Genomic DNA, 25,668 nt, shown 5'->3' with positions numbered 1-25,668 from the left:
TAAAATTTCTCATTAAAAATTAGAATAGGAATATAAGTTATGTCTAATATTAAAGACTCATTAGGTTTAGAAAACGTTGGTACTATATTTAGGAATTCAGATATTGATTTTTTAATTGATTTTGCGGTTAAAAATGAGGGTGCTAAAATATCTTCAACTGGTGCTTTGATGATTGATACTGGTATTTTTACTGGTAGAAGTCCAAAAGATAAATTCTTTGTTAATCAAGACCCATCAAATAAATATATAGCTTGGGGTGATATTAATAGAAAAGTTTCTAAAGATGTATATGAAGATTTATTAAAACTTTCAAAAAAACAACTTAGCAATAAAGATATTTTTATAACAGATGTTTACTGTGGTTCTTCACTAGATTCAAGAAGAGCTGTTAGATTTGTAACTGAAGTTGCTTGGCAAGCTCATTTTATTCAAAATATGTTTATTCTTCCAACACAAGAAGAGCTTGAAAACTTTAAACCTGATTTTACAATCTATAATGCATGTAAAACAGTAGATATGTCTTATGTAAGTCATGGTTTACACTCTGAAGTTTATGTTATATTTAATGTGGAAGAGAATCAAGCTATTATTGGTGGTACTTGGTACGCTGGTGAGATGAAAAAAGGTGTCTTCTCTATGATGAACTACTGGCTTCCATTAGAAGGAAAACTTCCAATGCACTGCTCTGCTAATATTGGAAAAGATGGTGATACAGCACTATTTTTTGGACTTAGTGGAACAGGAAAAACTACACTTTCAACAGATCCAAACAGAGCTTTAATTGGTGATGATGAGCATGGTTGGGATGATAAAGGTGTATTTAACTTTGAGGGTGGTTGTTACGCAAAAGTAATCAATCTTGATCCAGATAGTGAGCCTGAAATTTTTGGTGCTATTAAAAAGGGTGCTATTTTAGAAAATATTGTTGCGGATGAGAATGGAGTTGTAGATTACTCTGATAAATCAAAAACAGAAAATACTAGAGTCTCTTATCCAATTGAACATATTGAAAATCATGCTCCAACAATGAGAGGTGGTCATCCAAAAAATATCATATTCCTATGTGCTGATGCTTTTGGTGTTTTACCTCCAGTTGCAAAACTTGATAAACAACAAGCCATGTACTACTTTTTAAGTGGTTATACTGCAAAAGTTGCTGGAACTGAAAGAGGAATTACTGAGCCAATCGCAACATTCTCTTCATGTTTTGGAGAGGCTTTCTTACCTTTAAATCCTACAGTTTATGCTGAACTTTTAGGTAAAAAAATAGATGAGCATAATGTAAATGTATATTTAGTAAATACAGGTTGGACAGGTGGTCCTTATGGTGTTGGAAAAAGAATGAGTATAAAAAACACTAGAGCTTGTATTAATGCTATTTTAGATGGTTCTATAAATGATTCAGAGTTCCAAAATATGACTATATTTAATTTAAAAATTCCAAAAACTCTAAAAGGTGTAGATACTCATGTATTAACTCCTAGATATACATGGTCAGATCCACTTGAGTATGACAAAGCAAAAAGAAAATTAGCAGAGATGTATATAGAAAACTTTAAAAAGTATTTAACACTTGAAAGTGAATATGATTTTACAGCTGCTGGACCACAGTTATAATAAAAAATAAAGGGGTTTTTAAACCTCTTTATTGAAACATACAATAGAAGGTTTTTTATCCCTCTATTTGTATCTCTTCTAAAATCTCCAAACCAAAACCTTGAAGTCCTACAAAAGAGTGTTTTCCTCCACTTGTCATTAGCTTAATTTTTTTAATTTTTAAAGAGTTTAGTATTTGAGCCCCTATTCCATAGTTTTTTTCTAATTCTTGATTTTTATTTGAGTTATTTAAAAATATCAAAACTCCACCCTTTGCTTGTAAAAAGTTGATAGTTTTTAACATAGAGTTTAATTTATGGTCATTTAAAAATATTTTAATATCAGGTCTTATTGTATGAAATTTTACATGATTTACATCTTCTTCTTTTCCAAAAAGAATAACTGTATGAATATTTTCAAGATGGTCTTTAAACTCTTTTTTAATAGCTTCTTTACCAAAAAATTCGATATTTGAGCTAGAAACTTCACAAACTAAAGTTTCATTTGCAAGTCTATATTCAACTAAATCTGATATATATATCTGTTTTAAATTATGTTTAGCTGCAAAAATATCTAAATCATCTCTTCTAGCCATTGTTCCATCTTCTTTTAAAATTTCACAAATAACAGCTTCACCTTTTAATCCAGCTAACTTACATAAATCAACACTTCCTTCTGTATGACCTGTTCTAACTAATACTCCACCATCTTTTGCAATAAGTGGAAATATATGTCCTGGTCTTACAAGCTCTGTAGCTTTTGATATTGGATTTGCTAAAATTTTTATTGTATTGTCTCTTTCTATTGCACTAATTCCTGTTGCTGCATTTGCATCATCAACAGATACTGTAAATGCTGTCTCATAAGAAGATGTGTTTGATGTTACCATTGGATTTAGTTCAAGTCGTTTAGCTGTTTCAAAAGGAACACTAACACAAACTAAACCTTTGGCGTGAGTTACCATAAAGTTTACAAGTTCAGGCGTACTTAATGCTGCTGAATATACTAAATCTCCTTCATTTTCTCTATCTTCATCATCAAGCATAATTACCATATTGCCTTTTTTTATCTCTTCTATTGCTTCTTTTACTCTTGTTATTGCATCCATATTATTTTCTCTTCATTTAAATTTTTGCAAATTATATCAAAATAAGTAAAATCTAATATAAAAACTTGACACAACATCGATTTTTTGGTACAATTTCTGTTCTTCTTGGGGTATCGCCAAGCGGTAAGGCAACGGTTTTTGGTACCGTCATTCGAAGGTTCGAATCCTTCTACCCCATCCACTTTTAAATCGCGGAATAGAGCAGCTAGGTAGCTCGTCGGGCTCATAACCCGAAGGTCACAGGTTCAAATCCTGTTTCCGCAACCAACAAGCTTAAAATGGTAGTATATTTTCTTCTTCTTGAAGCTCTTTTAGCTCTTTAATAGAGTTTAATCCTGCATCTTCATAATTTCTTGAACTAGCACCCTTTAACTCAATAACATTTGTTTTAACTTCATGTTTACTAGCATCAAGCAGAGTTGCACTTAATATATTTTCAACTATATAAAATCCTTGTGGAGATTTTCTTGAAACTTCTGAGCTTAGATTTAACTCATAAAGCCCACCACTATTTAAAACTTTAAATCCTCTTTTTATAAGACTATCTTTAAATATGTTTTTATATTTTGAAGACTCAAAATCTGAACTTATATAGAAAGTTGTTCTATTTTTCAAGCTATTTACTTCATTTCTTAGAGAGTTTGTTTTTGAAATAAACTTACTATCATATCCTAATGAATCAAGTACTTGAGCTTTGTTTGAACTTGCATAAAACTTATCTAAAAGCTCTTGCTCTTTTAAATATAAATTTAAAGTATCATCAGACTGTTTTTTTACAAAATCAAGTTCACTATAGAGTGCTTCAATATCATTTTTTAGAGTTTGAATCAAATCATCTCTTTTTATACTTACTTGCACTAAATTCTTTCCACCATAATAAACACTATAATCAACCTTGTAATTTTTTAATCCAAGCTCTGCTGTTTGGCTATTTATTTCAGAAGTTGTAGTACTACTTGCGTATTCTCTAAAGTCTCTATATGATTTTTCTGATATTGTTGTATTTGATTTTACTGTAACTAAAAGTCTCGAAGAGAGATTTTCCAAAGCACTTTTTGTAGCTTCATTCAAATTTCTACCCTCTCCTACTCCATAAAGATATATCATACCATTTGGTGTAGGATTTAAATACCAATTTGGATATCCAGTAGCCTCTTGCTGAGGCTGTGGATTTGTTTTTGAACAAGAAACTAAAAATAGTGCAATTATTAAAAAAATAATTGACTTTTTCATCTATTTTTTCTTACCTTTTGTTTTTGAAGCTTGATTATTTAATCTATTTTGATCATTAATCGCTTCATTTATTCTAACTATTGCTTCATTTATAGTTTTATTTGGTTTTAGAGTTAATCTATCAGCTAAATTATAAAGTTGTTTTGCATTTTCTAATTCACCCTTAGCCTCTTTTATAACACCAAGATCATATGCTGCAACAAAACATTTATCATTTGTTGATGTTAATAAATCACTTAAAATCTCTTCAGCTCTATCAGTTCTACTATGTTTTAAATACTCTAAAGCAGCTTCAAGTTTAGCTGTTTGCTCTTTTGTATAACTAATTTCTGGACTATCTAAAACTACAACATAGAATTTATGAGTTGTTGGAGCAATATTTGGTAAAAACTCTTTTACTACTTCATCTGCCATTCTGTCATAAACAACATTTTTTTCAGGTCTTTTATCTTCAAGTAAACTAAGCCCTAAACTTACAATATCATTCTCTTGAGGACACTCTTTATAATCTTTTGATTTAATATAGTTATTTGAGTAGATTAAATCTCCTCTTTCAACATCAACCATAGATAAGTTTGCACCTAAAGAGTATTTGTATAGATTACAAGTAACATAGTAAGTTGTATAACCCATACATTTACCTTTGCTATCTGTATAAGAGCATCTAGTTCTTTGTTCTCTTACATAACTTTCATTTTCACCTGTATTTACTTTTCCGATAATAAGTGCTTGAGCACCTAAAAGTTCTCCAATTTTCACATTGTCTTTAGTGCTAGCAAGTCCAGAGTATTGAAATTTTTGCTCTTTTAAAATTGTATCAATAGCATTTCTATTTACAATAGTAAAAAAATGCTCATTGTTTACCATAGTGCTATTTAAAGCAGACTCTATTTTTCCACCTAAATGAACTGTATCTTTATTGAAATCCATAACAGCAATCTTCTTTTTAGATGCTGCTCTATCAAGTTTTGCTGGTTTTGTAGTCTCAATTAAAACTTTTTGGCTACATCCAGCAAATAAAAATGCAAAAGCAATTAATAATAGTAAGTTTCTCATATGTTTTTAAATTCCTTATCTTGAAACACTATCAAATGCTTTATTAATTTCATCGTCAATATTTGCTTTTGGAATAGCAATTAAAACATACAAATCTTTTGCAACTGTATCTTCCCAAGAACTAACTTGTGATGTACCTTTTAGTGTTAAACTTGAAATTTGTCTAATAGCTTGCTCTGAAACTCTATTTACAGTAACATTATCATCTATTTGTCTCTCACTTGCTTCTTCTTGAACTTGTGAAATTACATCAGATTTTAAATCATCAGCCATATTTGCTCTAGCTTTTGCTAATGCTTGCTTTCTTGTAAACTCTCTTCCAAGTTTTGACATAGGAGCAGAAGCACTCGCATATTTTTTATCACCTTTGCTTAAACTATCTAAGTTTCCACAAACCCATAGAGGTGCTTTTAAATTACTAACAATACACTCCTCAGGCGCTAAATTTGCCTCAGGGTCTTTTGAACCACATCCAACAAACAACAATGTAGCCGCAGCTACTGGTAAAATAATTTTCGTAAGTTTCATAACTTCTCCTAATAAAAATTTGACTTTGATTATCTTTGAAATTGACTTAAGATAATATTAAAAAAATTTATTTATTTATTTCACTTTTATTTTGGATAAAAATTAATCTACTTTTACACATATTTAATACTATATAGTATCTCTAAACTCTATTTTTAAGATATCTTTTTTGATTAAATCTCTATTTAAATCTCTATTTTGAGTTATATTTCCAAGATTTGATTTGGTTTGCAAGAAATTTTGTATATAATAAGCATTGTTATAACCTATACAAGAAATAGTTTCTATAATTTCGTTTATATCATTTTCATTTAAAAGATTAGTATTTACAGTAGTTCTTAGTTCAAAAGGAAAGTTTATATCTATTAGATACTTAATACTTTTTATAGTTTTTTCATAGCTATCTTTTTTTGTTACAAGTTTATATTTACTCTTGGGTGCTTTAAAATCTATTGATACAAAATCAATAAGATTTAAAGAGATTAGCTCTTTTAATCTCTTTGGATATGTTGCATTTGTATCTAATTTTATTTTAAATCCCATCTTTTTTATCTCTTTACAAAATGGCACTAAATCATACATCAAAGCCTCTCCACCTGATAGTACAACAGCACTTAAAAGCCCTATTCTTGAGCTTAAAAACTTTAAAATATCACCTGAAGAGTATTCTCCTTGTTTGCTCTTAACTATATTATCATTATAACAATAAGCACATCTTAGATTACAAGAGCTAAACCAGACTACACAAGATAGTTCATTTGTGTAATCTGTTGTAGTAAACTTTGTAAAGTCATAAACAATTTTTTGATTCAATAAATTTAACTCTTTGCTTGTGTTCACCTTTTTTTCCTATATTAAAACTTTCAACCGGTCTATGGTAACCCATAACTCTAGTATATACTATACACTTTGTTCTTTTTTCTATATTTTTTTCAAGCAATTTTGTTTTTTCCATCTTCTAGCTCCTTTTTTAAAATTTCATCATCACATTTTGGACAATACTCATATTCGCCATTTAAATATCCATGAATTGGACAAACTGAAAAAAGAGGCGTAATTGTAATATATGGCAATCTAAAGTTTGAAATTACATTTTTTACCATCTTTTTACAAGCTTCAATGCTTGATATCTTCTCTTTCATATAAAGATGTAAAACTGTTCCACCTGTATATTTACACTGTAAATCATCTTGTAAGCTCAAAGCCTCAAACGGATCATCTGTATAATCAACTGGAAGTTGTGAAGAGTTTGTATAGTAGATATTTTTTTCAAATCCAGCTTGAATAATATCTTTGTATCTTTTTTTATCCTCTTTTGCAAATCTATAAGTTGTACCTTCTGCTGGTGTTGCTTCAAGATTGTAAAGATTTTCACTCTCTTTTTGATATTGAACCATTTTATCTCTCATAAAATCTAATAACTCTAAAACAAAATCTATCCCTTTTTTTGTTGATAAATCAACACTCTTCTCAAAAAAATTTTGAAGCATCTCATTTATTCCATTTACTCCAATAGTTGAAAAGTGGTTGTTAAAGTGCTTTAAATATCTTTTTGTATATGGATATAAACCCCTATCATACATCTCTTGTACAAAAACCCTTTTCTTCTCTAAACTATCTTTTGATAAGTCCATCAACTCTTCAACTCTTTTATATAAACCTTTTTTATCATTTTTATACAAATATCCAAGTCTTGCCATATTTAAAGTAACAACTCCAATACTTCCAGTCATTTCGGCACTTCCAAAAAGTCCACCACCTCGTTTTAAAAGCTCTCTTAAATCAAGTTGAAGTCTGCAACACATACTTCTTACATGTCCTGGTTTATAAGCCTCTTCATTTGGTATTTTATTTCCAAATTTATCTTTTTTGTATTGGCTTCCTATAAAATTTTGAAAATAGCTACTTCCTATTTTTGCTGTATTTTCAAACAAAATATCTGTATTTTCTCCATCCCAGTCAAAATCTTCAGTGATATTTACAGTTGGAATTGGAAAAGTAAATGGCTGACCTGTTTTATCCCCTTGTGTCATAATCTCATAGTAAGCTCTGTTTATAATATTCATCTCTTTTTGAAAATGTTTATATGTAAGCTCTTCAAAAGTTGAAACTCCCCTATTTTTTGCCTCTTTTAAAAGCTCATCATCTTTTAAATCTTTAAATAGATGCTCTTGATTTCGTGTTGGTATTTGATCTTTTAAATCACTTGGAACCGTCCAATCAATAGTTATATTTGTAAAAGGACTTTGCCCCCATCGTGCTGGAACATTTAAGTTATAAATAAAGCTTCTTATTGCTTTTTTTATCTCTTTAAATTCAAGTTTATCTTTAAAAACATAAGGTGCTAAATATGTATCAAAAGAGCTAAAAGCTTGAGCTCCTGCCCACTCACTTTGAAGAATTCCTAAGAAATTTGCCATCTGCCCTAAAGCTTCTCTAAAATGATTTGGAGCCTTACTTTCAACTCTTCCTCGAACTTCATTAAATCCCTCATCAAGTAAAACTCTCAAACTCCATCCAGCACAATAAGCACTTAGACAATCTAAATCATGAATATGAATATCTGCATTTCTATGAGCATATCCTTGCTCTTTTGTATATATTTTATCAAGCCAATAGTTTGCTATTAATTTTCCAGCACTATTGTTTATAAGTCCAGCATGAGAATATCCTGTATTTGAATTTGCTTTTATTCTCCAATCTTCACCATTTATATACTCTTGTATTGTTTGAGTCGAGTTTACATAAGTTGTATCATCACTAAGTCCCAAAATCTGTTCTCTTTGGATTTTGTGAAGGTGTCTATAGAGCATAAAAGATTTCATAACATCAAAATAGTTTGATTTATAAAGCTCTTTTTCTATTAAATCTTGAATATCTTCAACAACTTTTATATTTTTTGATTCTATTTCAAATAAAACTGATAAAAATATTGATTTATCATAAGATATATTTACACTTTTAAAAGCTTTTTTAATAGCATCTTCAATTTTAAATGCTTCAAAATTAACTTTTTTACCATCCCTTTTTATAATATATTCTATCATTCAAACTCCTTTTAACCTTGAGAGTTTAGGGGAGTTTATCTTAAGTAGTAGTGAGATAAAAAGTCACAAAAGTGTCATTTTTTAAGTAGAGATAAAAAAAGCCCCTAGATAAAATCTAGAGGCTTTAAACTTTTATTTTAAGATAATATTATCTTGAAGTTAAAAGTGTAGTTAAGTGTTCAGATGTCACTTGGTGGAAGTTTAAGTATTTGTAAACTCCATCTTTGTTGCTTTCATTGATTTTTTTAGCAACGATATCTAAATACTCTTGAACAGATGGTAATCTTCCTAAAAGTGCAGCAACAGCAGCAACTTCAGCAGAACCTAAATAAACTTTAGAGTTTTTACCAAGTCTGTTATCAAAGTTTCTTGTAGATGTAGAGAATACTGTTGAACCTTCACTAACTTGTGCTTGGTTACCCATACATAGTGAACATCCAGGAATTTCTATTCTAGCACCTGCTGCTGCAAATGCTGCGTAGTATCCCTCTTCTGTTAATTGAGCTTCATCCATTTTTGTAGGAGGTGCAACCCATAGTTTTGCTTTAGCAACACCTTCACCTTTTAATACTTCTCCTAAAGCTCTAAATAATCCGATATTTGTCATACAAGAACCAACAAATACTTCATCAATATTTTTTGGTCTAGAGTCATCAGCTAAGATTTCTGATAATGTTGCAACATCATCTGGATCGTTTGGACAAGCTAAAATTGGCTCTTTAATATCATTTAAGTTAATATCAATTACAGCTGCATATTCAGCATCTGAATCTGGCTCTAATAGTTCTGGTTTTTTAATCCACTCTTTCATCTTATCAGCTCTTCTTTGAAGAGTTTTTGCATCTTCATAACCCTCTTCAATCATTTTTTCAATTAAAGCGATATTTGAAGATAGGTATTCAATAATTGGCTCTTTGTTTAATTGAACAGAACAAGCAGCAGCACTTCTTTCAGCTGATGCATCTGATAATTCAAACGCTTGTTCAACTTTTAACTCTGGTAAACCTTGAATTTCAATAATTTTTCCAGCAAAGATATTCTTTTTGTTTTTCTTAGGAACAGTTAACAATCCTTGTTTAATTGCATAGTATGGAATAGCATTTACTAAATCTCTTAGAGTAATTCCTGGTTGCATTTTTCCACTAAATTTAACTAAAACAGATTCTGGCATAGTTAAAGGCATCATACCTGTAACTGCTGCGAATGCAATAAGTCCTGAACCAGCTGGAAATGAGATACCAATTGGGAATCTTGTATGAGAATCTCCACCAGTACCTACAGTATCTGGTAAACATAATCTATTTAACCATGAGTGAATAACACCATCACCTGGCTTAAGTGTAACTCCACCTCTTGAGTTGATGAAATCTGGTAAAGTGTGTCTTAATTTAATATCAGCTGGTTTTGGATAAGCAGCTGTGTGACAGAATGATTGCATAACCATATCAGCACCAAAACTTAATGCTGCAAGTTCTTTAATCTCATCTCTTGTCATTGGTCCTGTTGTATCTTGGCTTCCTACAGTTGTAGCGATTGGCTCAACATACATACCTGGTTTAATACCTTCAACACCACAAGCTCTTCCAACCATTTTTTGTGCTTGAGTATAACCTTTTCCGTTGTTTGCAGGTTGCTCAGGAGCAATAAATGCAGTTGAAGCACCTAATTTTAAAGCTTCTCTAGCTTTTGCAGTTAATCCTTTTCCAATAATTAAAGGAATTCTTCCACCAGCTCTCATCTCATCTGTTAAAGTATTTGGGCTTAATTTAAATGTAGAAACAACTTTTCCATCTTTTAAAATTTCACCAGCGTATGGTTTTAATGTAATAACATCTCCAGTTTCAATACTATCAACATTTGCTTCAATTGGTAAACATCCTGAATCTTCTGCTGTGTTGAAGAAAATTGGAGCAATGATAGAACCAATTACAACTCCACCTGTTCTTTTATTTGGAACACCTGGAATATCTCTTCCCATATGCCATTGAACTGAGTTGATTCCTGATTTTCTTGAACTTCCTGTTCCAACAACATCTCCAACATAAGCTAATGGGTGACCTTTTGCTTTTAATTCAGCCATTTTTTCTAAAGGTTTTTCCATTCTTGATTGTAACATTGCAGTTGCGTGTAATGGAATATCTGCTCTTGTAAATGCAACAGTTGCAGGAGATAAATCATCTGTATTTGTTTCCCCTGGAATTTTATAAACTGTTAATGTAATCTCTTCTTCAAGTGCTGGTTTATTTGTAAACCACTCAGCATTTGCCCATGATTCAATAACTTCTTTAGCTTTTGCATTTCCAGCATCCATTAAAGATTTTACATCATTAAATGAGTTGTAAACAAGAATTGTATTTTTTAACTCTTTAGCAGCTGCATCTGCAACTTCTGCAACTTTTAGTGCTTCAACTAGAGGTGGTACATTGTATCCTCCCATCATTGTTCCTAAAATTTCAACAGCTTCAACTTTTGAAATTACAGAACATGCAACTTTACCTTGAACAACATCATTTAAAAAAGCAGCTTTAACATAAGCAGCATCATCAACACCTGGGTTGATTTTGTTTTTAAATAGATTTAATGCATATTCTGCATCTTCAACTTTATTTGCTTTTAAAAGCTCTACTAATTCAGCAGTTTGAGCAGCTGTAAGTGCAAGACCTGGTAATCCACCCTCTTTTGCTCTTTGTGCTTCGTGTGCTTTATACTCTTGTAATAAACTCATTTTTTCTCCTATTAGATTTTAGAATTTGTGGAAATTATATCACAAAGAGCTAAATAAGCTTGTACAATTTTTGTTTATAGTTGTACAAATTTTAATTTTGTAAATAAAAGTTACACTACAAAGCTATATCTAAGTTTAAAGGAGTTTTTAATTTAAATAATGTACAACTTTTGTACAATTTAGAAAAATATAGTTTTGTTTAAATCAACTTAAACAAAACTAAACTAATAGCCATAACAAACATTCCCAAAGAGATACCAACTATTGTAGTATGAGCGTTTCCATAAACTCTTGAAGCTGGTAAAAGCTCATCAAAAGAGATATAAACCATAATTCCAGCAACAATTCCAAAAACAATTGCCAAAGTAGCATCTCCCATAAAAGGAAGAATCAAGAAAAACCCAACAACAGCACCAAGAGGTTCAGCTAGTCCTGAAAGTGTTGCATACCAAAATGCTTTTTTCTTCTCTCCTGTTGCGTGATAGATTGGTAAAGATACTGCCATTCCTTCTGGAATATTGTGAATTGCTATTGCAAATGCGATTGTAATACCAACTGTTGGGTTTTCCAAAGCTGAAACAAATGTAGCAAAACCTTCTGGGAAGTTGTGAATTGCTATTGCAATTGCTGTGAAAATTCCTGTTCTTCTTAGTTTTGAATTTCTTATTAGTGAAGATTTTGTATCTGGTTTTAACTCTTGAAGCTGATTATCGCTTTTTGGTTCGTGTGGATTTAAATCCTCTGGAATTACTTTATCTATAAAGGCTGTTAAAATTATTCCTATAAAAAAGCAAATAATTGTTAAAAATTCTCCTGTAATAGGATTTTCATAAAGATTGGTAAAAGATTCTCTTGATTTAACTAAAATCTCCATAAAAGATACATAAATCATAACTCCAGCTGAAAATCCCATACCAATTGATAAAATAAAGTAGTTATCTTTTTTTGAGAAAAATGCCAAAATAGCACCAATAGATGTAGCAAATCCTGCTAGAAAAGTTAGCATTGCAGCAAAAAGAAAGGTTTCAAGTGAGATGTCTTGCATAAATTACCTATGATTTATTTTTTAAAATTTGGATTATATCATATTTGATTTTCACACTTCTAGCTTATGTAAAATATCATCTAAATTTAAAAAGTCTAAACTCATCTTTGAAAAGGCAAACCATTTTTTACCCAAATCTTTCAAACTTGCTCCCAAATGATAAATCTCTTTTTTATCAATAATCAAAAATCTATCGTGAGAGTTTTTAAAAGTTTTTAACGAGATATTTTCTTTTATTTTAGAATTAATTTTATTCATTTGAGATTTTAAAATATTTACATCATTTTCTAAAGATACAAATCTATCATTTGTAATTTTTTCACCATTTATAACATATCCATTTTGAATATAGTTTTTTAGTACCGATGTTGCCCATTGTCTGAATTTTGTAGCTTTTATTGAATTTATTCTATAACCTAAAGATAAAATCATATCAAGATTATAGTGTTCAATATTTCTAGTAACTTCTCTATTTCCTTCTTTTTGAACTGTCAAGTAATACTTGACAGTTGAAATTTTATCTAGCTCTTTTTCTTTATATATATTATTAATATGTAAACTAATATTTTGTTTTGTTCCACCAAAAACTTCAGCTATTTGCTTTTGTGTTAGCCAAATTGTTTCACTATCAACCGAAACTTTGAGTTCTAGTTCTCCATCATTGCAAACCACTAAATTTGATAAATCTTGCATTTTATTTCCCCTTGCTTGAAAGATTTTTTAAATCTTAGCAAAAGAGAGTAAAAAGAGAAAGAAATATTACAATTTGTAATTAAATATGTTTTGTACTTTATTTATTATCAATAATTTTAAAATTTACATCTTTTTCATAATATTTTGCATCTAAAAGATTTATTTTATAAATATCTTGATATCTATTTAATCTTTGTTTAATTGAATTTTTACTCTCATTTGGAAAAGAACCATTTTTAAACATTTTTATTAAATTATTCTTTGTTGGAATTTTGTAGCCATTTTTTAAGCAATGATTATTTAACCATTCTTCTTGAAATCCTACAAAACTTTCAAGTTTTTCATTTTTATAAAAATCATCTATTTCATTCCACCATAAAATTATTAATGCTGATACTCTTCTTCTAATATCATCTAAATATTCTTGAGAAGTTTCTATAATGCTATTTGTTAAATATTCTACAATTATCCAAGTATAAAATAATAAATAAGGTAATCTACTATATAAATATGCCCATTGGGTTTCAAATTCAGAATAACCTGAAAATATCATATTTATATTTAATGGCTCAGTAAAAATCTTTTCATGAGTTGTGAATAGATGCATTGCTTTATTACAAATTATATCAAAACTATCTTCACTTGATTTGTCGTATCTTAATTGTGCTATATATTCTGGACTTAATCCAAAATTAGAACCCATAATTTCAAATATTTTTTCTATTCTTTTTGCATGCCCCTCTTTTCCACCAGCTGAACTAAATTCAAGATGTTTTAAGTTTTTTTTATATTCTAACGATTCTAATTCAGAACTTTCTGCATTTTTCTTAAATTTATCTGAAAAATTTAACTCACTTAAAACAATATCTTCTAATAAATATAAACTTTCTTGCAAAGGTTTTCTAATAAGCATATATGAAATTGTTAATTTTCCTTTTCTTGATGTTTCAAGAGCTTCATAAAAACAATGTAACATATCAGATAATAAAGCTGGAAATACTATTGTTTTTAATACTTTTGCACTTTTATTTTTCTCTTTAGTATTAAGTATCCACTTACCAATATCTTCTGAGTTTTCTAAAAATTTCTTATATTCATCTTCATAAATATCTATGTTTATTGAAAACATATTTGTTTGTTTAGCAGTTTCAAATAAACTTGTCATAATATCGTGCAACAAAAAACTTAATTCATGTCCAAAATTAAATTTATTAGGTAAATTTGTTCTTTTTCTATTTTGTAAAGAACTAAACACTACACACCCTCAACAATTTTAATTTCATCAGGAGTTAAATCATAGAGTTTATAAACCATTTGGTCGATTTCTTTATCTGTAATATTGATTTGATTTTGGATTTCTAGGACTTCTTTTTTGTCATTTTCAAAAAGTCTTTGCCACTCATTTTTGAAATTTCTCTCTTCTAATTTATCGGCAAATTTTAGTTTTTTTGCTTTTGCATACTCTTTTACAAAATCATCAAAATCTAGCTCTTCAAATTTTTGTAGCTTTGTAGGAACTTTTTCAAGATTTAATTCATTTATAAAGTTTTGTTTTAGCTCTTGTAGTTTTTTATTTAATTCAAGCATTAAATCAGCTTTTTGGATAAAGGGTTCTTGTTGTTCTAAATTTTCTAGTTTTGGTAGAGGAAAAGGCTCAATATATTTAGTTTGATATGCGAAATAACCTCCTCTAAATTCTGTACTAGTATTTTTTATAAAAAACCACATTAAAGAAGAATTTAAAAGAGTTAAATAAAACTTATCATCCTCTTTTATTTCTTTTTTCTTTACCATACTATATTGTCCTGCATGACACATTCCAACATTATCATAAGTTAGATTTGAACCAAAACTTAATTCTTGAATAATTATTTTATGATAATGAAAGTAATTAATTCCTTGATTTCTACTAAATAAAAACCAATCTTTTGGATTATCAAATCTTCTTTTTTCTCTACCTCTTAAAAATTCCTCATTTGCTTTTAAATATTCATATCCTTTTGGATAGTTCTCTTTTATAAAATCTTCACTCATTGGTTTTGTTTTTCCATCTTCCAAAATATATGGGAAAATTACAGAATATCTATTTTTAAGATTTTTATATCTACTTATATCTTCACCTTTAAGCATTGGTTTTAACAAACCTTTTTCAACTTCTACAATTTTATCGAGTGCTTTTGAATAAAAACCTTTTTCGGTTGATAATAATAAAAAAACATCATCACTTCCTGTTTTTGCTCCTTGAAAAATCTTTGCAAAGACATCTTTAACTCTCAAAGGTTGAAGATTTATTTTTTCCAAAACTTTTGTAATATCATTTGAAGATAAGTTCCACTTATCACTATTTAGATTTTCATAACTTATAGAGTCATATTGAAAAGGATTAAATATATCATTTGGGCTTATTGATTTAAAATCTAGTTTTTTATTATTGTGAGATAGATTTATTATGCAAGTATAAGTAGAAGCATCTTCAAAAACCATTTCACTACCAAAGTGAAGTAAGCTTTCTACTGCTTTGTTTTCACTCAAAAATCCTCTTATACCACTTCCAAAATCAGATATTAGAAATTTATGAGGCAAAATATAACTAAGTTTTCCTTTTTGATTTAGCATCTTAAAACTCATTTCTAAAAATAGAGCATATAAATCATAATTTCCAGTTGCACTTACAAATTTTTCTTCATAAAGTTTTGCTTCATTTTCATAGTTACTTTTTAATCCTTGAACTCTTACATAAGGTGGATTTCCAATAACCACATCAAAACTATTTTCACTAAATGGCATCTCTAAAAGTGAGTTTGCACAAACTATCTTGTCTGCTAGTTTTGTAAGTGGTCTTCCTCTTTTTGCAGTTCGTAGCCACAAACTTAGTTTTGCAATCTCCACGGCATCTTCATTTATATCCACACCATAAAGATTGTGTTCAAGTATCTCTTCTTCTACCATATATGAAGCAAACAAATCTCCCATCAAAGCCAAATCATTTTGTAGATTTTTGTGTTCAGATATCAAGTATTCCAAAGCTTGATTTAGAAATGCTCCACTTCCACAAGCTGGGTCTAGGATTTTTAGATTTAGAAGCCAGTTTTTATACTCTTGCAGGTTCTCTTTTGTTTGTTGCTCTTGTTTTGTTAGTTTTTTTGGGTTAGATGGAGGTGTTATCTCAACAATTTTTAGATCTTCTCTTTTCTCACTACACATTTTGCCAAGAGTATTTTCTACAATATATCTTGTGATATATTCAGGAGTATAAAATACACCATCTTTTTTTCTTTTTGATTTTGTTTTATCAAAGTTTACATTATCTATATTTGCTTGAAGCTCTTCAAGGTCTGTAAGACTCTGCTCAAAAATATGTCCCAAAATATTTACAGATATTTCACTTGCAAAATCGTAGTTTGAAAGTATCTGTACATTTTCATCTAAAATATAATCATCTATAATCAAACTATCAAGAAGCTCATCAACAGCAAAAAGTCCTCCGTTGTATTGAGGAATTTGTAGTTTATCGTTTCCTTTGTTTATAGCTTCAAAGTAGAATTTATAAATATCATATAAAGAGTAGTTTGTAAACTTTTGATTTATAAACTCCTCTCTAATCTCTTTTATCATATTTGCACGAAGCAAATCTCTATCTTCTGCAAATAGTATAAAAATAATACGATCGCATAGTTTTTGAGTGAGTCTTAGAAGTGTTTGTTTATCAATAGTTGGATTATTTTTTACAATATTTTCAAAAAGAAGTGTTCTAAAGTTGGAGAAATCTTTATATAGTTTTTTAGATATATCTTGCTCAAAGCTGTTTGATTTCTCTTTTATTTTTAAAGCTGTTTCATCTTTGATATTTTCAAAAGACAAAAGCAAATGAAGCTTACAAAACTCATCATAAGATAGATTAAACAGAGAAAAACTCTCATAAGCTGTGCTTTTATCAAAATAAAATCTAAGCTCATCAAAGTTTGAAATAATCACATATTTGGCTTTTGTGTGTTGTGTTAAATACCAAAAAGCTTGTTGTTGTACACGGTCAAGATTTTTTGTTTTTGTATCTTTTAACTCAATTACGGCAATTATTTCACTATTTAAATAGATAACTCCATCTGCTTTTTTGCTATCTGTTTCGTTTTTCTTTTCTCTCTCAAGATTAAAAGAGCTTGGATTTGTAGTTTTTAGAGTGTATCCAAGACAAGATTCAAAAATATCTTTTAAAAATCCATCTTGATACTCTTCCTCTTTGAAATCTTTTATAGCCTCTACTTTTGATTTGTAGTTTTGAAAAGCTGCCCATCTAGCAGCTACCAACTTTTCATCTTGTTTAAAAGTTTTTAAAACACTATTTTGAAATATAGACAAAATCTCTCCCCTAGTTTGAATTTTTTAAGCTATATTTGTATAAACAGCCTGTACATCGTCATCATCTTCAAGTTTTTCTATAAGTTTACCTATATCTTCTTGTTGCTCTTCGCTAAACTCTTGAGGATTGTTTGGAATTCTTTTTAGCTCTGCTTTTATAAGAGGGATTTTTAGCTCTTCAAATTTATTGTTCATATTTCCAAAGTCTGTATAGTTTGCATAAGCAAGACACAATCCATCTTCCTCTTCAAGCTCTTCAAGACCTGCATCTATTAGCTCTAACTCCAACTCTTCAAGTTCCCAGTTAGCTGGTTTTGTAAACTCAAAAATAGCTTTTCTATCGAAGAAAAACTCTAAAGAACCAGTTGGAACAACTTGTCCACCCGTTTTATTAAAGTGCATTTTAATATTTGCTACTGTTCTTGTGTTGTTGTCTGTTGCAGTTTCAACAAAAACCAAAACTCCGTGAGGACCTTTTCCTTCAAAATTTACTTCAGAGAAGTTTGCTGAATCTTTTCCTGTTGCTCTTTTAATAGCTGCATCAATATTTGCTTTTGGCATATTTTCAGCTTTTGCATTTAAAATAGCAGTTCTTAAAGCTGAGTTCATTTCAGGGTCTGGAACTCCACTTTTTGCTGCAACCTCAATAGCACGTGCTAGTTTTGGAAATACTCTACTCATATTTCCCCATCTTTTCATCTTTGCTGCTTTTCTATATTCAAAGGCTCTACCCATAGATAACTCCATAAAAATTTATTTTTGGGCGACATTATATCAGGTTTGCACTAAAACTATAAAAAATGGTTTTAATATTAGTTTTGCTAAGATTTTGCCATGAAAAAAGTTATCATTTTATTTTTATTTGTTTCAAGTTTATTTGCACTTGAACTAAATACAAACAAAACTATAAACGCAAATACAATTTTGGTGAGTTTAGAGAAGAGCAATATAGAAAATCCAAAGCTTACTTTTCTAAATAAAAACTACGATTTTTTTGAAAACCCTTTCAAAAAAGATAGCTACTATATTTTACTTCCAATCTCTTATTATGAAAAACCAAAAAAAGAGCCAATTATTGTCTCATACTTTGAAAATGGAAAAAAAGTATTTAAAGGTAAAAATCTATATATAAACAAAGGTGATTACAAAACTGAAACCCTAAGTGTTAGCTCTAGTAAAGTTGAGTTATCGCAAGAAGATAAACAAAGAGTTAAAAAAGAGTTTGAAGAGGCAAAAGAGATTTACACAAAAAAACATCCAAATATTTTATGGAAAGATGATTTTATTTATCCTATTGATTCAAAAATCACAAGCGATTTTGGAAATGCAAGATTGTTTAACAACACTTTACGCTCTTATCACACAGGAACAGATTTTAGAGCACCTATAGGAACTCCTATAAAAGCATCTAATAGTGGAATTGTAAGAGTTGCAAAAGATAGATTCTATGGTGGAAAAAGTGTTGTAATAGATCACGGTCATGGAGTTTTTAGTGGATATTTTCATTTAGATGAGTTTAAAGTAAAGCTTGGAGATTTTGTAAAAAGAGGTGATATTATAGCTCTTAGTGGAAATACGGGGCGTTCTACTGGACCACATTTACACTTTATGTTTAAAATAGATGATGTGATTGTAAATCCTCTACAAGCAATTGATATTTTAAATAGTTTAAAAAATTAGTTAAAGTTTATTGATATCTATTTTAGATACAATTTAGCTTTATTTAAAAAAGGTTTATATTTGAAAAAAATTATCATTTTGATACTAATATCAGTTTTTAGCTTTGCTTCTGAGCCATCTTTTCATGATGAGTTTGAAGCTGAATTTAAAAAACCAAAAGAGGATTTTGATCCTTTAAGTGGATATAACAGAGCTATGACACACTTTAATGATGGTTTTTTTACCTATGTAGTAAAACCAACAGCAAAGGGTTATAAATATGTTGTTCCAGAGGTTGCAAGAACTGGAATTAGTAACTTTTTTACAAATCTTCTGTTTCCTGTGAGATTTGTAAATAATTTGTTTCAACTAAAATTTGAAAGAGCTGGAAAAGAGCTTGGAAGATTTTTAATAAATACTATTTGGGGTTTTGGTGGTTTTATGGATCAAGCAACACACACTTTAGGAATGGAAATATACAAAGAAGATTTTGGACAAACTTTGGGTTACTGGGGAGTTGGAGAAGGTTTTCATGTAGTATTACCATTTTTGGGACCATCAAATCTTAGAGATATGTTTGGTTTAGCTGGAGATTTATCACTTTCTCCTACAAGTCAGGTTGCACATAATACTATTCCATATAAAACATCTGATCAATTCAACTGGAAAGAGGATTTAACTTTAAATTCAATTATAATATTAAATGAATTTTCAAAAAATCCAGAATTTTATGACATGATAAAAAAAGATGCGATAGATTTATATCCATATTTAAAAAATGCCTATACACAAAAAAGAAATCAAGAGATTAAGGAGTAATTATGCTACTAAAAGCAAACTTTTTAAAGTTTTTGTTATTAATGATTTTATTTGTATCAAATTTAAAAGCAATACAAAAAGAGCAGATTGTAGATGTTATGACACAAAAAATAGATAGCGTAATATCTATTTTAAAAGATACAAATATAGACTTAGAGCAAAAAAAAGTTGATATTATAAATGTTGTAAATAATGTTTTTGACTTTGAATTAATGGCAAGAATATCTTTAGGAAAAGAGATTTGGGATAAATTATCAAATGAAGAACAAATTGAATTTGTAAAAACTTTTGAATACACTTTAAAAAGATCTTACACAAATAAACTTGAACTTTATACAAATCAAAAAGTAAAAATAATAGCTCTTGAGCCATATTTTAAAACAAGACTTCAACTAAAAACTGAGCTTATAGGATCTGATGGAAACTACACTATAAATTACAATTTTTATGAAAAAAATGGTGATTGGTTGATTTATGATATTGATTTGGTTGGAGTAAGTATCATTCAAACATATAGACAACAGTTTGCTGAACTATTCAAAGAGAAAGATTTCCCACAAATATTAGCAATGCTTAAAGAACAAAAATAAGACAAAATGTTTAAAAAACTCTACGATTTATTAATATTTAGATATCCATCTATTTTTTTGATAATAGCATCTTTATTTGTAGGGTTTTTATCATATCATGCAAAAGATATTCAAATAGATGCTAGTGCTGAAACTTTGCTTTTAGAAGATGATGAAGATTTAAGATTTTTTAGACAAAGTTATAAAAAATATGGTAGTTCAAACTTCTTGGTAGTAACATTAGCACCTAAAGAAAATCTACTAGATAATAGAACCTTAGAGCTTATAAAAAACATATCAAAAGATTTAGAAAAACAAGATAGTATAAAAAGTGTTGATTCTATTCTTACAGTTCCTCTTTTACAATCTCCAATTCGTCCAATATCTGATTTAGTTGCTGGAGTTGATAGCTTAAGCACAAAAGAGTTTGATAAAGAGCTTGTTAAAAATGAGTTTTTGAACTCTGAACTTTATAAAAATGCTCTTGTAAGTTCTGATTTTAAAACTACTGCCCTACTTTTAAATCTAAAAGATGATGAAAAATATCAAGAGTTTTTAAATAAAAAAGAGCAATTTTTAAAAATAAAAGAGACAAGAGCTTTAAATAGTGTTGAGTTAAAAGAGGAAGAGCTTTTAAATGAAGAGTTTAAAGCTTATAGAGAGTTTGTAAAAAATAAGAATAGTGAAGATATAGAAGAGATTAGACAAATACTTAAGAAGTATGAAAATGATGCAACTGTGTTTTTAGGTGGAGTAAATATGATAGCAAGTGATGCTATTGGCTTTATAAAAAGTGATTTACTAATCTATGGTTTAAGCTTAATTATCATCTTTATTTTTGTTTTATGGTACATATTTAGAAGTTTTAGATGGGTTTTTATAATTTTATTTATCTGTTTTATCTCTATATTAAGTACAGCTGGAATTTTAGGTCTTTTTTCTTGGGAAGTTACAGTTATATCATCAAACTTTGTAGCACTTCAACTAATTATTACAATGTCTTTGGTCGTTCATTTAGTTGAAAGATACAAGGAGTTGTACTTTAAATATAAAAATGCAAATCAATATAAACTTACAATAAATACAGTTTTATCAAAACTAATCCCATCTTTTTTTGCAATTATTACAACAGTTGTTGGATTTTCATCTTTGGTGTTATCAAATATTGAGCCAGTTATAAACTTGGGTCTTATGATGAGTGTTGGGATTTTGGTATCTTTGGTTTTAACATTTATATATTTTCCAATATTTGTGCTACTTATTGGAAAAAAAGAGGAAGTTTTAAAAGATAAAAAACTAATCTCTTTTATACCAAAACTTCCAAATATAGTTTTAAATCATGGTAAAAAGATAGTTTTTGTTGCATTTTTTACAATTTTATTCTCTTTTATTGGTTCTAGCAAAATATTTGTAGAGAATAGTTTTATAAACTATTTTAAAGAAAATAGTGAAATCTATAAAGGTATGAAGGTAATTGATGAGAATCTTGGTGGTACAACTCCACTTGATGTCATAATTAAATTTAAAAGTGAAGATTTAAACTCTAAAGTTGAAGATAGTTTTGATGATTTTGAAGCAGAGTTTGAATCTTCAAAAAATGATGCACAATATTGGTTTACTCAATCAAAAATGGAAACTATTACAAAAGTTCATGACTATTTAGAGTCAATTCCTGAAGTTGGAAAAGTTCAATCATTGGCAACACTTTTAAAAATTGGAAAACTTTTAAATAATAATCAAGATTTAGATGGAATAACTCTTGCTGTAATCTATAACCAACTTCCAGATGAGTACAAAAAACTTATTTTGAGTCCATTTGTAAATATTGAAGCTTCTGAAGCTAGAGTTACTATGAGAATAATTGACTCAAATCCTAATTTAAGAAGAGATGAGCTAATTAAAAAGATAAATAGTGATTTAGAAGAGATTATTACAAACAAAGAGACAACTTTTAGGCTTACAAATCTTATGGTTTTATATAATAATATGCTTCAATCTCTGTTTGAATCTCAAATAGCAACTGCTACTACATCTATTTTTATCTTGGCAATTATGTTTTTTATTCTATTTAGAAATATTAAAATGGTAGTTATAGCTTTAGGTACAAATATTATTCCTATATCTTTGGTTTTTGGAATTATGGGGTGGCTTGAGATTCCACTTGATATTATGACAATTACAATTGCAGCAATTGCTTTAGGAATTGCTGTTGATGATACTATTCATTTTATACATAGATTTGATTTTGAGTATAAAAAGAGCCATAAAGATTATAGCCTTGCAGTTGAAAAATCTTTAAATAGTGTTGGATATCCAATGTATCACACAACTATTATTGTTGTAATTGGATTTTCAATTTTTATGCTTTCAAATTTAGTTCCTACAATATATTTTGGAATTTTAACAGCTATTGTAATGATAACTGTTTTAGCTGCAAATTTAATCTTACTTCCAAGATTATTAATCTTATTAAAACCGTATAAAAAGGAGAAAAATATATGAATATAGCTATATATTGTGGTTCAGCATTTGGAAATAGCAAAATTTATGAAGAAAAAACCATACAACTGGCACAAAAACTTGCCAAAGAGAGTATAAATATTGTTTATGGTGGTTCAAAACAAGGGCTTATGGGAGTAATCTCAAATGAGTCTTTAAAATTAAACAACAAAGTAATAGGTGTAATTACTTATGATTTAGTTGGTAAAGAGTTAGAAAATACTTCTATTACTCAAATTTATAAAGTAGATAGTATGAAAGAGAGAAAAGCTAAAATGGAAGAGTTAAGCGATGCTTTTATTGCTCTTCCAGGTGGTTATGGAACATTTGAAGAGATTATTGATGTAATTGCATCTGCTCAAATTGGTTATCATAAAAAACCCTGTGCTTTTTTAAATGTAAATGGATATTATGATAAATTAATTGAGTTTTTCTACTCATGCTCAGAAAATGGATTTATGAATAGAAGATTTATAGATATGTTAATTGTAAGCGATGATATAGATTATATTATTGAAAAAATAAAAAATTATGAAGCTCCAAAAGCAAAATGGGAAAATTAGGATAAAAAAAGTCATATTTACTCTTGATTAATTATGTATTGACAAGGGGTTAATTAAATACTTTTATAATTCTTTTGTAAGTTAATTAATTTTAACTTTTTCTCCTCCTATAAAAAAATGTAAGGGAAGCTTTTATAAGCTTCCCTTTTTTATTATCTAATTTTTAAGGTTTTTAAATGAAAAAATATATTCTTTTTGATAATGATGGTGTTTTAGTAGAGACTGAAAAGTGGTATTTTGAAGCAAATAAGAAGGCTTTGAAGCTTTTGGGTTTAAATTTAGAGATGGAATTTTATCAAAATATTATGGTAAAAGGTGGAAGTGCTTTTGAACTAGCACTTTTACATAATATTGAACACAATATTATTGAAAAACATAGAAGCATAAGAGATAGTTTTTATCAAGAGTTTATAACGACAAAAGATATATCAATACAAAATGTAAAAGATACTTTAAAAGAGTTATCAAAAAGATATAAAATGGCAATTGTAACAACATCAAGAAGAGTTGATTTTGAGTTAATTCATAAAAATAGTGGAATTACAAATTTTATGGATTTTGTTCTTTGTGTTGAGGATTATAAAAGAGCAAAACCACATCCAGATCCATATTTAAAAGGTTTAGAGAAGTTTAATTCAAAAGATTTTGAAGCTATTGTTGTTGAGGATTCTCAAAGAGGATTGGAGAGTTCTAAAAGAGCAAATATTGATTGTATTGTTGTAAAAAATGAGTTTACACAAAAACAAGATTTTTCAAAGGCTGATTATTTTATAAATAACATTGAAGAGCTTAAAAAACTGTTATAGATTAAAACTATTATAATTTTAAATTATACTACTTTCATAAGATTTTAATATAATATTGCATACAATCTACAAAATTTTTTATGAAAGGATTTTTATATGACATTAAGAGAGAAATTTTCACCTACTTGCTTTTTGAGTGCTTTGGGTGCTGGAGGACTTAGTGTATCATTTTTTATGTACCTAATGTTTTTAGTTCCACATCCAACAACTCCAATGGCAACTTTTGAATATATTATGGAAGCTTTAGAAAAAGGTGATTCTATAAGCTTTATATCTTCATTTGCTCTTGTATTTATAATTGCATTTGCAATTCTTCACTTTAAACTTCTTTATTGGAATACAAAACAATATCTACTATATAAAAAAAGTGATGCTTACAAAGCTTTGATTAAATCAAATGGTCAAATTAGCATTATGGCACTGCCATTAACATATACAATGAGTATAAATGTTGGTTTTGTTTTAGGTGCTGTTTTTGTACCAAACTTATGGAGTTTTGTTGAGTATCTGTTTCCATTTGCACTTATTGGATTTGCTATTAATGGATATTTTGCTCTAAAAATATTTTTTGACTATTTTTCAAGATTGATTATTAATGGTGATTTTGATTTTACAAAAAATAATAACCTAACACAAATGATATCTATTTTTGCACTTGCAATGGTAGCAGTTGGTTTTGCAGCACCTGGTGCTATGAGTTCAAATATTGCTGTAAATGCAGTTGGAATATTTGGAGCAATACTTTTCTCTTCGCTTGCAATTATGTTGATATTTATAAAAATAATCTTAGGTTTTAAAAATATGTTTGAACATGGTGTTACAGTTGAAACAGCTCCATCTTTATGGATTATGATTCCAATCTTAACACTTCTTGGAATTACATTTATAAGATTAAATTTTGGACTTGAACACAATTTAAATGCAATAAGCGATAAATCATCACTATTTGTTTTAACTTCAACAATACTATCTTTACAAATAGTATTTGGGATTTTAGGTTTGGTTATTATGAAAAAGCTTGGATATTTTGAAAAGTTTATAAAATCAAATGAAAAATCTGCACTATCTTTTGCACTAATTTGTCCAGGTGTTGCATTTTTTGTATTTGGAATGTTTTTTATAAATTTAGGTCTTACTTACAATGACATTATTACAAAGTATTCGATTGTTTACTATTTACTTATGGTTCCATTTATATATGTTCAAATAAAAACTATAGTTCTATTTTTTAGACTATACAAAAAATTCTCATTTTAAAATAAAGGAAAAAATATGAAAAAAATTTTATTAAGTTTAAGTGCTTTATAGACTTTTAAATAAAGATTTTCAAAATTTAAGTTATTAAAAAATTTAAGCTATTGAGAGT

General features: G+C 28.6%; 21 protein-coding genes and 2 tRNA genes. 10 read left to right on the top strand and 13 right to left on the bottom strand.

Annotated elements, in window-relative coordinates; genetic code table 11:
* Positions 1–39: 39 nt before the first annotated feature.
* Complete coding sequence (pckA, locus tag ASKIR_RS05160; protein ID WP_066161294.1) at positions 40–1,617, top strand: phosphoenolpyruvate carboxykinase (ATP); 1,578 nt, start codon at positions 40–42, stop codon at positions 1,615–1,617.
* A 55-nt stretch (positions 1,618–1,672) separates the two neighbouring features.
* Here pckA and ASKIR_RS05155 read toward each other — a convergent pair whose 3' ends face one another.
* Positions 1,673–2,704, bottom strand: coding sequence for a bifunctional 3,4-dihydroxy-2-butanone 4-phosphate synthase/GTP cyclohydrolase II (locus ASKIR_RS05155; RefSeq protein WP_066161295.1), 1,032 nt, complete (start codon positions 2,702–2,704; stop codon positions 1,673–1,675).
* A 106-nt stretch (positions 2,705–2,810) separates the two neighbouring features.
* On the opposite strand from ASKIR_RS05155, the gene ASKIR_RS05150 reads away from it, so the two are divergent.
* Positions 2,811–2,885 (top strand) — tRNA-Gln (locus ASKIR_RS05150).
* Between the two features lie 9 nt (positions 2,886–2,894).
* Positions 2,895–2,971 (top strand) — tRNA-Met (locus ASKIR_RS05145).
* 6 nt (positions 2,972–2,977) lie between these two features.
* Here the strand turns inward: ASKIR_RS05145 and ASKIR_RS05140 are convergent.
* The 12 genes from ASKIR_RS05140 to ASKIR_RS05085 form a co-directional block, all read right to left on the bottom strand.
* Positions 2,978–3,937, bottom strand: coding sequence for an LPP20 family lipoprotein (locus ASKIR_RS05140; RefSeq protein ID WP_115588364.1), 960 nt, complete (start codon positions 3,935–3,937; stop codon positions 2,978–2,980).
* On the bottom strand, positions 3,938–4,993 hold the full coding sequence (locus ASKIR_RS05135; protein WP_115588365.1) for a CsgG/HfaB family protein: 1,056 nt from the start codon (positions 4,991–4,993) through the stop codon (positions 3,938–3,940). It lies immediately after the preceding gene.
* A gap of 15 nt (positions 4,994–5,008) precedes the next feature.
* Positions 5,009–5,521 (bottom strand): LPP20 family lipoprotein, encoded by a 513-nt coding sequence (locus ASKIR_RS05130; RefSeq protein WP_115588366.1) that lies wholly within the window; start codon positions 5,519–5,521, stop codon positions 5,009–5,011.
* A gap of 129 nt (positions 5,522–5,650) precedes the next feature.
* Complete coding sequence (locus ASKIR_RS05125; RefSeq protein WP_228254667.1) at positions 5,651–6,361, bottom strand: anaerobic ribonucleoside-triphosphate reductase activating protein; 711 nt, start codon at positions 6,359–6,361, stop codon at positions 5,651–5,653.
* Positions 6,312–6,476, bottom strand: coding sequence for an anaerobic ribonucleoside-triphosphate reductase (gene nrdD, locus ASKIR_RS10410; RefSeq protein WP_109158265.1), 165 nt, complete (start codon positions 6,474–6,476; stop codon positions 6,312–6,314). Before nrdD ends, ASKIR_RS05125 begins: the two co-directional genes overlap by 50 nt.
* Positions 6,454–8,568, bottom strand: coding sequence for a ribonucleoside triphosphate reductase (locus ASKIR_RS05115; RefSeq protein WP_115588368.1), 2,115 nt, complete (start codon positions 8,566–8,568; stop codon positions 6,454–6,456). The genes nrdD and ASKIR_RS05115 overlap by 23 nt, the downstream gene beginning before the upstream one ends.
* Before the next feature lie 148 nt (positions 8,569–8,716).
* Positions 8,717–11,293 carry a bifunctional aconitate hydratase 2/2-methylisocitrate dehydratase gene (locus ASKIR_RS05110; protein ID WP_066161041.1) on the bottom strand — a complete coding sequence of 859 codons (2,577 nt, stop codon included), beginning with the start codon at positions 11,291–11,293 and terminating at the stop codon, positions 8,717–8,719.
* A 199-nt stretch (positions 11,294–11,492) separates the two neighbouring features.
* The gene (gene zupT, locus ASKIR_RS05105; RefSeq protein WP_115588369.1) at positions 11,493–12,338 is read right to left on the bottom strand and encodes a zinc transporter ZupT; all 846 of its coding nucleotides are present in this window, start codon (positions 12,336–12,338) and stop codon (positions 11,493–11,495) included.
* A 51-nt stretch (positions 12,339–12,389) separates the two neighbouring features.
* A complete protein-coding gene (locus ASKIR_RS05100) occupies positions 12,390–13,031 on the bottom strand; it encodes a virulence RhuM family protein (RefSeq protein WP_115588370.1) in 642 nt (213 codons plus the stop codon).
* A gap of 97 nt (positions 13,032–13,128) precedes the next feature.
* A complete protein-coding gene (locus ASKIR_RS05095; protein ID WP_066350730.1) occupies positions 13,129–14,286 on the bottom strand; it encodes a hypothetical protein in 1,158 nt (385 codons plus the stop codon).
* A complete protein-coding gene (locus ASKIR_RS05090) occupies positions 14,286–17,387 on the bottom strand; it encodes an Eco57I restriction-modification methylase domain-containing protein (RefSeq protein WP_115588371.1) in 3,102 nt (1,033 codons plus the stop codon). The genes ASKIR_RS05095 and ASKIR_RS05090 overlap by 1 nt, the downstream gene beginning before the upstream one ends.
* Before the next feature lie 24 nt (positions 17,388–17,411).
* Positions 17,412–18,122, bottom strand: a complete 711-nt coding sequence (locus tag ASKIR_RS05085) for a YebC/PmpR family DNA-binding transcriptional regulator (RefSeq protein ID WP_066161056.1) — start codon at positions 18,120–18,122, stop codon at positions 17,412–17,414.
* Between the two features lie 99 nt (positions 18,123–18,221).
* Between ASKIR_RS05085 and pgp3 the strand changes: the two genes are divergently transcribed.
* The 7 genes from pgp3 to ASKIR_RS05050 all read left to right on the top strand — a co-directional run bounded on the left by pgp3 (position 18,222) and on the right by ASKIR_RS05050 (position 25,559).
* Entirely contained in the window at positions 18,222–19,067 is an 846-nt protein-coding gene (gene pgp3 / locus ASKIR_RS05080; protein ID WP_115588372.1) for a peptidoglycan metallopeptidase Pgp3, read from the top strand.
* 60 nt (positions 19,068–19,127) lie between these two features.
* Entirely contained in the window at positions 19,128–19,865 is a 738-nt protein-coding gene (locus tag ASKIR_RS05075; RefSeq protein WP_115588373.1) for an MlaA family lipoprotein, read from the top strand.
* 2 nt (positions 19,866–19,867) lie between these two features.
* Positions 19,868–20,455 carry a Tgt2/MlaC family protein gene (locus ASKIR_RS05070; RefSeq protein ID WP_118868766.1) on the top strand — a complete coding sequence of 196 codons (588 nt, stop codon included), beginning with the start codon at positions 19,868–19,870 and terminating at the stop codon, positions 20,453–20,455.
* Between the two features lie 6 nt (positions 20,456–20,461).
* Positions 20,462–22,936: an efflux RND transporter permease subunit gene (locus ASKIR_RS05065; protein ID WP_118868765.1), complete on the top strand. Its 2,475-nt coding sequence runs from the start codon at positions 20,462–20,464 to the stop codon at positions 22,934–22,936.
* On the top strand, positions 22,933–23,496 hold the full coding sequence (locus ASKIR_RS05060) for an LOG family protein (RefSeq protein ID WP_066161072.1): 564 nt from the start codon (positions 22,933–22,935) through the stop codon (positions 23,494–23,496). Before ASKIR_RS05065 ends, ASKIR_RS05060 begins: the two co-directional genes overlap by 4 nt.
* 176 nt (positions 23,497–23,672) lie before the next feature.
* On the top strand, positions 23,673–24,302 hold the full coding sequence (locus tag ASKIR_RS05055; RefSeq protein ID WP_066161075.1) for an HAD family hydrolase: 630 nt from the start codon (positions 23,673–23,675) through the stop codon (positions 24,300–24,302).
* Between the two features lie 96 nt (positions 24,303–24,398).
* Positions 24,399–25,559: a TsoY family (seleno)protein gene (locus ASKIR_RS05050; RefSeq protein ID WP_066408664.1), complete on the top strand. Its 1,161-nt coding sequence runs from the start codon at positions 24,399–24,401 to the stop codon at positions 25,557–25,559.
* The last annotated feature ends 109 nt before the right edge of the window (positions 25,560–25,668 follow it).

The sequence above is a fragment of the Aliarcobacter skirrowii CCUG 10374 genome, from assembly GCF_003544835.1.
GTDB lineage: Bacteria > Campylobacterota > Campylobacteria > Campylobacterales > Arcobacteraceae > Aliarcobacter > Aliarcobacter skirrowii.
Note: the sequence above shows the minus strand (reverse complement) of the source record. Positions and strands in the feature narration are given on the sequence as shown.